12 protein-coding genes are annotated in these 13767 nt (G+C 63.3%); 7 read left to right on the forward strand and 5 right to left on the reverse strand.

Translation table 11 applies throughout. From position 1 onward, the window contains the following. Positions 1–207: 207 nt before the first annotated feature. From BPHYT_RS03290 to rsmA, 4 genes are all read left to right on the forward strand, one after another. Complete coding sequence (locus BPHYT_RS03290) at positions 208–2574, forward strand: LPS-assembly protein LptD (RefSeq protein ID WP_012431736.1); 2367 nt, start codon at positions 208–210, stop codon at positions 2572–2574. A gap of 67 nt (positions 2575–2641) precedes the next feature. Continuing rightward, the gene (locus tag BPHYT_RS03295) at positions 2642–4003 is read left to right on the forward strand and encodes a peptidylprolyl isomerase (RefSeq protein WP_012431737.1); all 1362 of its coding nucleotides are present in this window, start codon (positions 2642–2644) and stop codon (positions 4001–4003) included. Between the two features lie 5 nt (positions 4004–4008). After that, complete coding sequence (gene pdxA, locus BPHYT_RS03300; protein WP_012431738.1) at positions 4009–5019, forward strand: 4-hydroxythreonine-4-phosphate dehydrogenase PdxA; 1011 nt, start codon at positions 4009–4011, stop codon at positions 5017–5019. A 152-nt stretch (positions 5020–5171) separates the two neighbouring features. Continuing rightward, the gene (rsmA, locus tag BPHYT_RS03305; protein ID WP_012431739.1) at positions 5172–6002 is read left to right on the forward strand and encodes a 16S rRNA (adenine(1518)-N(6)/adenine(1519)-N(6))-dimethyltransferase RsmA; all 831 of its coding nucleotides are present in this window, start codon (positions 5172–5174) and stop codon (positions 6000–6002) included. A 44-nt stretch (positions 6003–6046) separates the two neighbouring features. Here the strand turns inward: rsmA and BPHYT_RS03310 are convergent, their stop codons facing one another. Next, positions 6047–6982 (reverse strand): DMT family transporter, encoded by a 936-nt coding sequence (locus BPHYT_RS03310; RefSeq protein ID WP_012431740.1) that lies wholly within the window; start codon positions 6980–6982, stop codon positions 6047–6049. Between the two features lie 259 nt (positions 6983–7241). Here BPHYT_RS03310 and BPHYT_RS03315 point away from each other — a divergent pair, with 259 nt between their 5' ends. From BPHYT_RS03315 to BPHYT_RS03325, 3 genes are all read left to right on the forward strand, one after another. Next, complete coding sequence (locus BPHYT_RS03315) at positions 7242–8363, forward strand: porin (RefSeq protein ID WP_012431741.1); 1122 nt, start codon at positions 7242–7244, stop codon at positions 8361–8363. Between the two features lie 87 nt (positions 8364–8450). Beyond that, entirely contained in the window at positions 8451–8837 is a 387-nt protein-coding gene (gloA, locus tag BPHYT_RS03320; RefSeq protein ID WP_012431742.1) for a lactoylglutathione lyase, read from the forward strand. A gap of 25 nt (positions 8838–8862) precedes the next feature. Beyond that, a complete protein-coding gene (locus tag BPHYT_RS03325) occupies positions 8863–9261 on the forward strand; it encodes a hypothetical protein (protein WP_012431743.1) in 399 nt (132 codons plus the stop codon). Between the two features lie 79 nt (positions 9262–9340). On the opposite strand, the gene BPHYT_RS03330 is transcribed toward BPHYT_RS03325, so the two are convergent. The 4 genes from BPHYT_RS03330 to glyS are packed head-to-tail and all read right to left on the reverse strand — an operon-like array spanning position 9341 to position 13757. After that, positions 9341–10243 (reverse strand): M48 family metallopeptidase, encoded by a 903-nt coding sequence (locus tag BPHYT_RS03330; protein ID WP_012431744.1) that lies wholly within the window; start codon positions 10241–10243, stop codon positions 9341–9343. 44 nt (positions 10244–10287) lie between these two features. After that, positions 10288–11046, reverse strand: coding sequence for a lysophospholipid acyltransferase family protein (locus BPHYT_RS03335; protein WP_012431745.1), 759 nt, complete (start codon positions 11044–11046; stop codon positions 10288–10290). A 40-nt stretch (positions 11047–11086) separates the two neighbouring features. Next, positions 11087–11641, reverse strand: a complete 555-nt coding sequence (gmhB, locus tag BPHYT_RS03340) for a D-glycero-beta-D-manno-heptose 1,7-bisphosphate 7-phosphatase (RefSeq protein WP_041758736.1) — start codon at positions 11639–11641, stop codon at positions 11087–11089. A gap of 16 nt (positions 11642–11657) precedes the next feature. Beyond that, positions 11658–13757 carry a glycine--tRNA ligase subunit beta gene (gene glyS / locus BPHYT_RS03345; RefSeq protein ID WP_012431747.1) on the reverse strand — a complete coding sequence of 700 codons (2100 nt, stop codon included), beginning with the start codon at positions 13755–13757 and terminating at the stop codon, positions 11658–11660. Positions 13758–13767: the final 10 nt, after the last annotated feature.

Consider the following 13767-nt stretch of genomic DNA (forward strand, 5'->3'; position numbering starts at 1 on the left):
TTCAGAGGGGCAACGTCTTGCCATATAATACCCCACGACTTTTTTGACGCGGCTCACGCCAGCTTTTCGCGTATTCCGCTTTACCGCCCGCCGCATCGTTCAACAGATTGTAAATATTGATGTGCAGCCGACTGTCACGGTCGGGGTGTGCAGGCGGTGGACCGTGACTGCAGATGCTGACGGACGAGCCGATTCGCCAAACGATACATGCCGCCTAGACAGCTTTCCCAAACGACTCCCTCTTGTGCTGTTGTGCCGCGCAAAAGGCGGCTCGTCGCGGCGTTGATCGCCGTTCCGGGCCTGATGCCCGCGCTTGCGCACGCCCAGCTGGTGGGGGAAGCCGCGCAGCCGCAACCTATCGACGCGCCCTGGGGCATGCAGCTCGCCCCGCAGCTCGAAGACCGTCCGCTGCAGACGGGCCAGAAGCCGGCCACGTTCGTACTCGGCGACGCGACCACCGGCACCAGCGACCAGGACATGGCCGCCAAGGGCTCGGCCGAGGTGCGCCGCAATACGGTCGTGATCAAGGCCGACGCGCTGCATTACGACCAGGACACGGACATGGCCGACGCGTACGGCAAGGTCCACGTGGTCAACAACGGCAATTCGTTCGTCGGCCCGGAAGCGCACATGCGCGTGGATTCGAGCGAAGGTTTCATGACCGCGCCGAAGTACCACTTCAACGTGACGGGCGGCTCGGGGAGCGCGGAGCGCGTCGACCTGCTCGACAACGAGCGCTCGGTGTTCACGAAGGGCACTTACACGGCCTGCGCATGCGCGGACGATCCGGCGTGGTACATCAAGGGCAGCGAGTTCGACTTCGACACCGGCGCGGACGAAGGCGTCGCCCATAACGGTGTGCTGTTTTTCCAGGGCGTGCCGGTGTTCGCCTCGCCCTGGCTGTCGTTCCCGCTTTCGGGCCAGCGGCGCAGCGGGGTTCTGCCGCCCACGTTCTCGCTGAGTTCGTCGAACGGCTTCGAACTGTCGGTGCCGTATTACTTCAATATCGCGCCGAATCGCGATCTGACGGTCACGCCGCGCTTGATCTCCAAGCGCGGCGTGCAGTTGCAGTCCACGTTCCGTTATCTGTCGCCCACGTATTCCGGCTCGATCACCGGCGAGTTCCTGCCGGACGATCACCTGACCAAGACCAACCGCTACGCGCTGTACATCCAGCACAACCAGAACTTCGGCAACGGGTTCGGCGGCTACATCTACTACAACAAGGTTTCGGACAACACGTATCCGGAAGACCTGTCGTCGTCGGTCAGTCAGTTCATGAACGGCACCCAGCTCCTGTATCAACAGGAAGCCGGGTTGACCTACAGCAATGGCCCGTGGTCGGTGCTCGCGCGCGAACAGCACTGGCAGACGCTGGAGCCTTCAACCGCGCCGTACGGCCGCGAGCCGCAGTTGAACGTGAAGTACGCGAAGTACAACGTCGGCGGCTTCGACTACGGCGCGGAAGCCGATTACACGAATTTCAGCATCACCACCGCGGACCAGACCGAAGGTCAGCGGGTCATGTTCAATCCGTACCTTGCGTATTCGGTGGTCGGGCCGGGTTACTTCGTGACGCCAAAGGTGCAGTGGCACTTCGCGTCGTATAACCTGCGCAATATTCACGACGACGTGCCGCTTGGCACGCCGAAGAACTTCACCGAATCGATCCCGACGTTCACCTTCGACACGGGCCTGATCTTCGACCGTTCGGTGCGGATCTTCGGGCAGGATTACATCCAGACGCTCGAGCCGCGTCTGTATTACGTGTACACGCCGTATCGCAATCAGGAGTCCGCGCCGCTGTTCGACACCGCCGACTCCGACTTCGGCCTCGCGGAAATCTTCACGCCGAACACCTTCGTCGGCAACGACCGGATCGCCGACGCGAACCGCCTGACGGCCGCTCTCACCACGCGCTTCATCGACGCGGCCACGGGTGACGAGCGGGCGCGTTTCGTGATCGCGCAGCAGTACTATTTCCAGGACCAGCGCGTCACGCTGCAGCCTACGCAGACCAGCACGCAGGCCACGCATTCGGACCTGATCGCGGGCGCGTCGTTCAAGCTCGGCGCCGGTTTCGCTTCGGAAACGGCGTTCCAATATAATGCCGACAACAACCAGTTGGTCAAGACGAGCATCGGCTTCGGGTTCAGCCCGGCCACCGGCAAGGTGATCAACGTCGGGTACCGTTACACCCGCGCGAACACCACGCTGGACAACCAGCCGATCAATCAGGTGCTGATCTCGGGGCAATGGCCGCTCACGCATCGGGTGTTCGGCGTGGGCCGTTTCAATTACGACCTGGGCGGCCATCGGATCGTCGACGGTCTGGTCGGCCTGCAGTACGACGCCGATTGCTGGACGCTCGGGGCGGGGATCCAGCGCTACGCGAACGGTCTGAACACCTCGGGGCAGAATCAGTCGAGCACGCGGTTTCTCGCGCAGTTGACGTTCAAGGGCTTGTCGAGCGTCGACAACGGGCTGATGAGTGCATTCCGCGCCAGCGTGGCGGGCTATACGCCGTTGCCGCCACCGCCGCCGCCGGAGTCGCGTTTCACCAATTACGAATGACGCTCGCCCGATCATTTATAAAGTGCGAAAAGACGGGCCAGGCGCGCCCGACATCATTGGAGTATCTGTGGCAATCATGAAAAAGCTTCGCTTGGCAACGCTTGCGGCCGGTCTGGCCGCCGCGGCGTCTTTCCTGTCGGTCGCGCCGGTGCAGGCGCAGGCGCTGGGCGGCAGTAGCGGCCAGACGGTCGACACCATTGCCGCAGTCGTCAACAACGGTGTCATTACGCGGCGCGAACTCGACGAACGCATGAGCCTGATCACCCGTCGCCTGAACCAGCAGAACGCGCCGGTCCCGCCGCTGGACCAGTTGCGTCAGCAGGTGCTCAACCAGATGGTGCTGGAACGCATTCAGTTGCAGAAGGCCAAAGAAGACAACATCAATATCGACGACGCCACCGTGCAGAAAACGCTCGAACGGCTGGCCGCGGCGAACAACCTGTCGCTCGACGTGTACCGCTCGCGTATCGAGGCGCAAGGCGTGCCCTGGAGCACGTTCACCAGCGACGCGCGTACCGAACTCACGCTTTCGCGCTTGCGCGAGAAGGAAGTGGACAGCAAGGTCACGGTGTCGGACGCCGAAGTCGCGAACTATATCGCTAGTCAGCGCGGCCCGAACGCCGGCGCGACGAGCGACCTGCATCTGCAGCACATTTTCCTGAAGGCGCCGCTGAACGCGCCGGAGACGGATATCGAAGCGGCTCAGCAGAAGGCCCAGGCGTTGCTTGCCGAAGCCAAGGGCGGCGCCAATTTCGACAAGCTGGCGAAGTCGAATTCGCAGGCGCCGGATGCATCGAAAGGCGGCGATACCGGTTTCGTTGCGCCGTCCAAGCTGCCGCCTGAAGTCGTCAAGGCTGTTTCGACCATGCGTCCCGGCGAAGTCAATCCGGATCTGATCCGCACCAACGACGGTTTCGAGATCGTGCGTCTGGTCGATCGCCGTGCGGGTCAGGGCACCAGCTCGGATGCGCCGAAGCTCGTGCAAACGCACGTGCGCCACATTCTGCTGCGCGTCGGCGACGGCATGTCGGAACCGCAAGCGCGTCAGAAACTGCTCGAAATCAAGAAGGAAATCGCCGCGGGCGGCGACTTCGCCAAATTCGCGCATACTTACTCGCAAGACGGTTCGTCGTCGCAAGGCGGCGACCTCGGCTGGATCAGCCCGGGTGAGACGGTGCCGGAATTCGAGCGCGCCATGAACAACCTGCAGGACGGCCAGATCAGCGATCCGGTCCGCAGCGAATACGGCTATCACCTGATTCAGGTGCTGGGCCGCCGCGAATCCGAAGGTTCGGTCTCGCAGCAGATGGATCTGGCACGCCAGGCCATCGGTCAGCGCAAGGCGGAACAGGCCTACGCCGACTGGCTGCGCGAACTGCGCGACACCGCGTATGTGGAAGTGAAGCCCACTCTGTCGAGCACGCAATAACTGTCATGACTAGCGCCACCCAGTCCGCCCGCCCACCGCTGCAGATCGCGATCACGACCGGCGAGCCCGCCGGCGTCGGTCCCGAATTGACAGTGCAGGCGCTGGCGGGCGCGGCGGCGCATTGGCCGCACGCGCAGTTCACCGTGCTGGGCGACGCCGGCCTGCTCGCCGAACGCGCGCGGGCCGTGGGCGTCGACTGGAGCGCGCTGGTCGCGGACGGCAAACGCGTGCGCCTCCAGCACCGGCCGCTCGGAGCGCCTGCCGTTGCGGGCAAGCTCAACGCGGCCAACGGCCGCTACGTGCTCGACCTGCTCGACAGAGCGATCGATGGCGCGGTAGCCGGCACGTTCGACGCGATCGTCACTGCGCCGCTGCAAAAGAGCACCATCAACGATGCCGGCGTGCCGTTCACCGGCCACACCGAATATCTCGCCGAGCGCACGCACACGCCGCGCGTGGTGATGATGCTGGCCGGCACCGGCAAGCGCCCGTTGCGCGTCGCACTGGCGACCACGCATCTGCCGCTCAAGGATGTGTCCGCCGCGTTGTCCATCGAAGGCATTGTCGAGACGCTGCGCATCATCGATCACGATTTGCGGCATCACTTCGGCTTGCCGGCGCCGCGCATCCTCGTGACGGGGCTGAACCCGCACGCGGGCGAAAACGGTTATCTCGGCCGCGAGGAAATCGATGTCATCACACCGGCGCTGAAGCTCGCGGACGCTCAAGGCATCGACGCGCGCGGTCCGTATCCGGCCGACACGCTGTTCCAGCCGCGTTATCTGGACGAGGCCGATTGCGTGCTGGCCATGTTCCACGACCAGGGCCTGCCGGTATTGAAGTACGCCACGTTCGGCGAAGGCATCAATGTCACGCTCGGTTTGCCGATCATCCGCACGTCGGTCGATCACGGCACCGCGCTCGACCTGGCCGGCACCGGCCGCGCCGACGCGGGCAGCCTGATCGCCGCGATCGAGACGGCGGTGTCGATGGCGCAGCACCGCCGCGCGGGCTGAATCGGCGCTGCCGGCCCGCTGCTCGCGTGTATCCTGCCGCTAGCAGGAGCGTGAGCGGCTCGGGTTCGGCGAGCGCGTCGAACGCGTCCAGAAGTGCGCGCCGCTCAGCCAGTTCCTTTTCTTAAGCAGCTCTCTTTCTTAGCGTTTCTTCGATGTCCACCAGCAGACAGCAACAGGGCCGGCACCAAGGTCATATCGCGCGCAAGCGTTTCGGTCAGAATTTTCTGGTCGACATGGGCGTGATCGATTCGATCGTCGATGTCATCCGGCCGCAACGCGGCGAGCGCATGGTCGAGATCGGGCCGGGTCTCGGCGCGCTCACCGAACCGCTGATCGAGCGTCTCGCGACGCCGGAAGCGCCCTTGCACGCCGTCGAACTGGACCGCGATCTGATCGGCCGTCTGAAGACGAAATTCGGCGGCCTGCTCGAACTGCACGCCGGTGACGCGCTTGCGTTCGACTTCGGCTCGCTGGCCGCGCCCGGCGAGAAAGCGTCGCTGCGCATTGTCGGCAATCTGCCGTACAACATTTCGAGCCCGCTGCTGTTTCATCTGACGTCGTTCGCGCATCGCGTCATCGATCAGCACTTCATGTTGCAGAACGAAGTAGTCGAGCGGATGGTGGCGGAGCCGGGCACCAAGGCGTTCAGCCGTCTCTCGGTGATGCTGCAATACCGCTATGTGATCGACAAGCAACTCGATGTGCCGCCCGAGGCATTCAACCCGCCGCCGAAAGTCGATTCGGCAATCGTGCGGATGATCCCGTATGAACTGCATGAGTTGGCGCCAGTGGACGAGCGCGTGCTCGGCGAAGTGGTGACGGCCGCGTTCTCGCAGCGTCGCAAGATGTTGCGCAACACGCTGGCTGCCTATCGTGATTCGGTGGATTTCGAGGCGCTCGGCTTCGATCTGCAACGGCGCGCTGAAGACGTGCCTGTGGACGAATACGTGCGCGTGGCGCAGATCGTGGCGGCCAAAGCCTAAGCGTTGGCGGGGGCATCGCGTCTGCTCTCGAATAACGCGATCCTCTAGCCTGTCACGCGTTTTGCCGGCGCGTTGACCAACGCGATGCCGGTCAGCACCAGCACCGCGGCCATCAGAAAGCGCAGGCTGAACGACTCGCCGAGCAGCAGCACGCCGAAGGTCACGCCGAACAGCGGTGTGAGAAACGAGAATACCGACAGGCGCGAAGCGATATAGCGCGTCAGCAACCAGAACCACAGCAGATAGCTGACGAACGCCACGATCACCGCCTGATACGCGAGGCTCACCACGGTCAGCGGCGTGACGGTTTCCACGTGCGCCTGGCCGAGCCCGAGCGCAAGCGCGAGCAGCACCACCGCCGACACCATCAGTTGATAAAACAGCGTCTTGCTGGCGCTCGATTGAGCGAGTCGCGTGGCGCGCACCACCACGGTTGTCGCGGCCCACGTGATGCCGCCCAGCACCCCGAGCGCGTCGCCCGCGACACCCGCGAGCAGCGAACCGCCGGTGGCGGGGCCATGCAGGAAGCCGTCCGCGAAGGCGAGCGAGATGCCCGCGAACGCGACGACGATACCCGCCCACTGAATCCGCCGCATGCGCTCGCCGTCGACGAACCAGTGCAGGCCGAGCGCCGTGAAGCACGGTGCGGTGTACAGAAAGACCGCCATGCGCGACGCGCTGGTCAGCGTCAGGCCAAGAAAAATGCACACGAACTCGCCCGCGAACAGCACGCCCGCGAGCAGGCCGGCGCCCAGGGTGCCGTCGTCGCGAAAGAGCGGCGTGCCGCGTGAGCGCGCCCAGACCCACACCAGCACCGATGCAATCGCCGACCGGAGGCCCGCCTGGAAGACCGGCGGCACTGCCGCATTGGTGCTTTTGATCGCGACTTGCTGGAGGCCCCAGATTGCGCACAGGCCGACCATCAACAGGATGGCGAAGCTATCCGGGGCGCGGCGTGCGGGCAGGGCGGGAGTGCTCATGGGCGATGTCGAGTCGGAAAATAGCTCGTACGATAGCAAACCTGTCCGCGCTGCCCACCGATGACCCCATTGCCTACGCGTGCTTCTTTTACGCCGCAAGCAAGGTTGCAAGCGTTTTTGCCGACTTAACAACACCTGTCTCAGACTAATTTCGCACGGCTCGCGTTTCGCGCTAAGGTTCTGCCACTAACGTTTTATCAGGACATTCCAGGCAGACAAACTCCATCCGCGCGACGCGGAGCCTGTACGAGGAGAAGTGATGAAGAACGTAGGCAGGTTGGCGGCGGTCGCGGTGCCCGCGGCATTGGCGTCGTTGGGATGTCAGTTGGCGCAGGCGCAATCCAGTGTGACGCTGTACGGCGTGGTCGACGAAAGCGTGCGCTACCTGACTCACGCCAACAAGGCCGGCGATTCGTCGATTGGACTCGGCACGGGCGGCATGACGCAGAGCCGCTGGGGGCTGAAGGGCGTCGAGGATCTCGGCGGCGGCTGGTCTACCTTCTTCAAACTCGAAAACCGCATCTACGTCAACACCGGCCAGAGCGATCCCACGCTGCCGTTCTTCAATGAAGCACAGGTCGGCGTGCGATCGGATTCGTACGGCCAGATCATCCTCGGGCGGCAGTACAACGTGGTGATCGAAGGTGTCACGGTGGCCGGCTACGGCAGCAATTCGTGGATCCCGTACGACTTCAGTTTTCAGCCTGAAATCACCATGACGGGCGGCATCTGGACCAGCAACCAGGTGCAATATCAGGCCAGATATAACGGCTTCACGTTCGCCGCCGGCTATGCATTCGGCGGCAATGCGGGCAATTCATACGGCAGCCAGATCGGCGCGGCCGCAGCTTATAAACCCGAAGGCGGTCCGTTGAGCGTGGGCGGCGCGTACGAAGTGTCGAAAGATTCGGTCAACGGCGCCGCCGCGAAGACATGGACTTTCGGCGGCGCGTACACGTGGAATCTGACGCGTTTTTCCGCCGGCTATATCGTCAATCAGAACGACGCGGGCTTTTCGAATTTCGCCAATGGCCCGTTCACCGCGCCCGTGCTGGCGGCGCTCAAATACACGGACTTCGCGCGGCGCCGCATGATCATGGGCGGCATCACGCAACAGGTGAGCAACAAGTGGCACTTCGCCGCGAACGTCTGGCGCACGTTGCAGGACGGTAAGACCGCCGCGCAGGACGGCTCAGCGTGGCAATATCAACTGGTTGCCGACTACAACCTGTCGCGGCGCACGGACGTCTATCTGGAAGGCGATTATTCGCTGTATCGCGGCGACCTGATCGGCGCGCAACTGCAGGGCGTCAACAGCGTCGGGCTCGCGCAGAAGAGCTCGCAGATCGGCTTGATGGCAGGTATTCGACATCAGTTCTGAGTACTGATTCACAGGTGGCGCTCCCTGCAACGCCGGGCGATTCCGGGTACATTGACGGTCTCGTTACCACGCAACAGGGAGTGCATCATGCGCCTGCTTCACACCATGCTCCGGGTCGGCGACCTGGACCGTTCGATTGCCTTTTACACAGAATTGCTCGGCATGAAACTGCTGCGCCGCGAAAATTATCCGGACGGTAAATTCACGCTGGCGTTCGTCGGTTACGAAGATGAACGCGACGGCACCGTGATCGAACTTACTCACAACTGGGACACGCCTTCGTACGACCTCGGTACGGGCTTCGGCCATCTCGCCATCGAAATGGAAGACGCCTACGCCGCCTGTGAAAAGATCAAGGCGCAAGGCGGTACGGTCGTGCGCGAAGCCGGTCCGATGAAACATGGCACGACCGTGATTGCGTTCGTCACGGATCCGGACGGCTACAAGATCGAGTTCATCCAGAAGAAGAAATAAGGCTCGCGGCAGGGCGAGGTCGACAATGAATAACATCAATCCCTACTTCAACGAACTCGACGAGATCCACGTCGAAATCGAAGCCCTGTTCAACGGTTCCGCGGACGAAGGCGCACTGCAGCGAATCATGGCGCGCTTCGCACCGCAATTCACGCTGGTCATGACATCGGGCATCGCGTTGGATCACGCCGGCGTGCGCGAGATTTTCTCGAAGCTGCACGGCGCGCGTCCAGGCTCGCAAATCACGATCCGCGACAAGGAGATCGTCGCGGAGTATCCGTCAGCGGCAGTGGTGAAATATCGCGAGTATCAGCGCGACGGCGCCGGCAACGCGAACGTGCGGCGCTCTACGGCGGTGATGGATCTCGACGCGCACGGCAAGGTGACGTGGCGTCATCTGCAGGAAACTTTCTGCTCGGAATGAGCGGTGTGTGTGACAAACCGGCGCTTCGGATTGAAATCGAAGCGCCGGCTTCAAGGCGCTACAAGGTACAAAATAAGCGTTAAAGCGTCGGCAGCAATTCCGGCGGATGCGACTTCAGTGTCTGCCGCGCTTCGCGGAATTCCGGAAAAATCGATTCGACTGTTTGCCAGAAGCGCGGGCTGTGATTCATTTCACGCAGATGCGCGAGTTCGTGCGCGACGACGTAATCGATGATGGAAAGCGGGAAGTGAATCAGGCGCCAGTTCAGGCGAATCTTGCCGTCACTCGAACAACTGCCCCAACGCGTCGCCGCCGACGAGAGCGCGTACGCGCGATAGTTCACGCCCAGTTTCTCGGCGTAAATCGCAAGACGCTCGCCGAACAGACGCTTCGCTTCACCCTGCAGCCAGCCTTGCACGCGATCCTTGATCTGCTGCGGATCCGCTTGCAAGGGCAGCGGCACTTGCAGCGCCGCATCTTGCGCGCTGAACGCGAGCATGCCTTGCGGCGCGCCGAGTTTCACGCGCACGGGCTGACCGAGATAGGGCACCTCGGCGCCATCTTTCCAATCGACTTTCGGCAGCGCGCGCTGTTCGACACGCGTCTGCCATTCGATCAGCTTCGTGAAAATCCAGCGCTGCTTTTCGGTGATCGCGGTTTCGATATCGGCGAGCGTGACCCAGCGTGGTGCGGTGATCGTGAGACCCGTGCTGTCGATCGCAAAACCGATCGAGCGGCGCGCCGAACGTTTGAGCGCGTAGTGCAGCGTGCGTGAGCCGATCGCGAGACTGCGCAGCTTGCTGCCATCCGGCGCGAGAGGCAGGGCCGGCTGCTGGCCGCCCGGCGAGCGCTGCGAAGCGCCGGGTGTGGGTGCGGAAGGTGAAGGCGACGACGACATCGACCCCGGCTCGGCGAAGAGCGGGAGATCGAGTTGCCGGTTATCGAGCGCCGCAGCATGCTGCGGCGTAGGAGACTTCTGCATCGGATTCGGCTTCGCGCAAATACGCCTTCGAGGGCGTGGGCGCGTCAGATTGGTGCGGCGGCGGAACTGCTTTCCGCCGCGCGGTACGCTGTAGGATCGATGCGACGCATTTCAGCTTCGATCCACTGTTCGACGCGCGTGTTCACTTCATCGGGCGTGAGCCCCGTCGTCTCGATCGGCTTGCCGATCGACACTGTGACTATACCCGCATATTTGAGAAACGAGTTGCGAGGCCACACACGTCCTGCGTTGTGCGCGATCGGCACGACCGGCGCGCCGGTGGCTGTCGCGAAACGCGCGCCGCCGGTTTTGTACTTGCCTTGCTTGCCGGTCGGCGTGCGCGTGCCCTCCGGAAACATGATGACCCAGGCGCCTTCGGCCATGCGCGCGTTGCCTTGCTTGATGACCGATTCGAACGCGTACTTGCCTTCCTTGCGATCGATATGAACCATCTTCAGCATGCCGAGCGCCCAGCCGAAGAACGGCACGTACAGCAACTCGCGCTTGAACACATAGCACAGCGGCCGCGGCATCAGCGCCGGAAAGGCCAGCGTTTCCCACGCCGATTGATGCTTGGAGAGCAGCACGGCGGGACCGTTAGGCAGGTTCTCGAAGCCTTCGATGTTGTAGCGGATGCCGTTGAGCCAGCGCACCGTATGCAGCGTCGCACGACACCAGCCGGCCGCCATCCAGTAGCGGTTGTCGGCGCGCATGAACGGGAATGCGATGAAGCATGCAGTCGCGTACGGCACCGTGAACAGAACGAAGTAGATCAGCAGAAGCAAAGAGCGGATGAAGCGCATCGGCGTGGTCAGTGAGGGTTGGGGACGCGCGTGGCGCGCGTCACTCTTGAGCGTCGGCGAGGAAGTCGAGTGCGAAGGCGCGCAGGTCGTCGTGGACAATGGTGCCTTCGGGCAAGCCGCCGGCCTCGAGCGTTTTGCGGCCCTTGCCGGTCAGCACCAGATGAGCCGGATGGCCGAGCGACGCGCCTGCTTGCAGATCACGCAGAGAGTCGCCGACCACCGGCGTCTGTTCCGGATCGACCTCGAAACGCTCGTTGATCATCTTCAGCATGCCGGGCTTCGGCTTGCGGCACTCGCAGTGATCTTCCGCTGTATGCGGGCAGAAGAACACCGCGTCGATGCGCCCGCCGACCGCCGCCGCCATGCGATGCATCTTCAGATGCATCGCGTTGAGCGCGTTCATATCGAACAGGCCGCGACCGATGCCCGACTGGTTGGTGGCGATCGCCACGCGATAGCCGGCCTGATTCAGGCGCGCGATGGCTTCGAGCGAACCGGGCAGCGCCACCCATTCGTCCGGCGACTTGATGAACGCGTCGGAGTCGACGTTGATCACGCCGTCGCGGTCGAGGATCACCACTTTCTTGGTCGGCATCGGCATGGCTTAGGGCTCAGGCGGCGAGTCGGGAAATGTCGGCGACGCAATTCATCTGCTGATGCAGTGCGCCGAGCAAAGCCAAACGGTTGGCGCGCAACGCCGGATCTTCGGCATTGACCATCACGTCGTTGAAGAACGTGTCGACCGGTTCGCGCAACGCGGCGAGCGCGGTTAGCGCGCCCGTGTAGTCGCGTGCCGCCAGTTGCGATTGCACGCGCGGCGCGACTTGTTCGAGTTGCGCGTACAGCGCCTTTTCTGCAGCCTCGGTGAGCAGCGCAACCTGCACGCCGCCGGTCGCCGCGCCTTCCGACTTCTTCAAAATGTTCGAGATGCGCTTGTTGGCCGCCGCGAGCGACGCCGCTTCCGGCAACGCTGCGAATTCACGCACGGCATCCAGACGCGCGACGATGTCGTCGAGACGCGTGGGATTCAGCGCCAGCACCGCGTCGATTTCGCCCGGCGCGTAGCCACGTTCACGCAGCAGGCCGCGCAAACGGTCCATGCTGAATTCGTAAATGGCTTGCGTGGAATCCGTCACGTTCGGCACCGCTGCGAATTGCGCGTGAGCAGTACGCAGCAGTTCGACCAGATCGACCGGCAGTTGCTTCTCGACGAGAATGCGCAGCACGCCGAGCGCGTGGCGACGCAGCGCGAACGGGTCCTTCTCGCCGGTGGGCTGCAGGCCGATGCCCCAGATGCCGACCAGCGTTTCGAGCTTGTCGGCCAGCGCGACGACGGTGCCGGTCGCGGTGGTGGGCAACGCGTCACCCGAGAAACGCGGCTGATAGTGTTCCGAACACGCGAGCGCGACTTCTTCCGGCTCGCCGTCGTGGCGCGCGTAGTACGTGCCCATCGTGCCTTGCAGCTCGGGGAATTCGCCCACCATGTCGGTGATCAGGTCGGCCTTGGCCAGACGCGCGGCGCGCTTTGCGAGCGCCACGTCCGCGCCGATCAGTTCGGCAATCGCGCCGGCCAGCGCTTCTACGCGCTCCACGCGCTGCAGCGCCGAGCCCAGCTTGTTGTGATACACGACGTTTGCGAGCAGCGGCACGCGGTCCGCGAGCGGCTTCTTCTTGTCCTGCTCGAAGAAGAACTTCGCATCGGCCAGACGCGGACGCACCACGCGTTCATTGCCTTCGACGATATCGCCCGGCGTGGACGTTTCGATGTTCGACACGATCAGGAAGCGCGAGCGCAGCTTGCCGTTCGCATCGGTCAGCGCGAAGTATTTCTGGTTCGTCTGCATGGTGAGGATCAGGCATTCCTGCGGCACTTGCAGGAATTCGTCCCCGAAACGGCACGCGTAGACCACCGGCCATTCGACCAGCGACGTCACTTCGTCAAGCAGCGATTCCGGCATCACGACCTGATCGCCGTCGGCTTGCGCGAGCAGATGCGTGCGGATGGTTTCCTTGCGGTCGGCGAAATTCGCTACCACGTGGCCTTTGTGCAGCAGCGTCTCGGCGTACGTATCCGCATGCTGGATCTGCACGAAACCTTCGGAGAGGAAACGATGGCCGAGCGTGGTGTCGTCGGCGTCGATGCCGAGCGCGCTCACCGGCACGACCTGTTCGCCATGCAGCGCGGTCAGCCGATGCGCCGGACGCACAAATTGCACGTTGGTGCCGTCGGGACGCTGATACGTCATGACCTTCGGGATCGGCAGCTTGGCGAGCGTTTCGTCGAGCGCGCTCTGCAGGCCGTCGGCGAGCGTGGCGCCCGGCGCGGCATAGCGCAGGAAGAAGGCTTCGGCCTTGCCGTCCTGCGCGCGCTCCAGGTCGTTCACCGAAAAATCGGGGAAGCCGAGCGCCGCGAGTTTTTTGGCGAGCGGCGCGGTGGGCTGGCCGTCTTTATCCAGCGCGACGGAAACCGGCAGCACTTTTTCGCGCACGTGTTTTTCCGGCGCAACCGCGCGCACGTTCTTGATCGTGACGGCGAGGCGGCGCGGCGTGGCATAACGTTCGAACGACAGTTCGCCTTCGATCAGGTCGCGCGCCGCGAGGCGCTGCGCAATGCCTTCCGCGAAGGCGTCGCCGAGACGCGCGAGCGCTTTCGGCGGCAGTTCTTCGGTCAGCAGCTCGACGAGCAGGGTAGCTTGATGGGGTTGAGTCATTTCTTGATGT

Origin of the sequence: Paraburkholderia phytofirmans PsJN, from assembly GCF_000020125.1 — a bacterium.
Classification (GTDB): Bacteria; Pseudomonadota; Gammaproteobacteria; order Burkholderiales; family Burkholderiaceae; genus Paraburkholderia; species Paraburkholderia phytofirmans.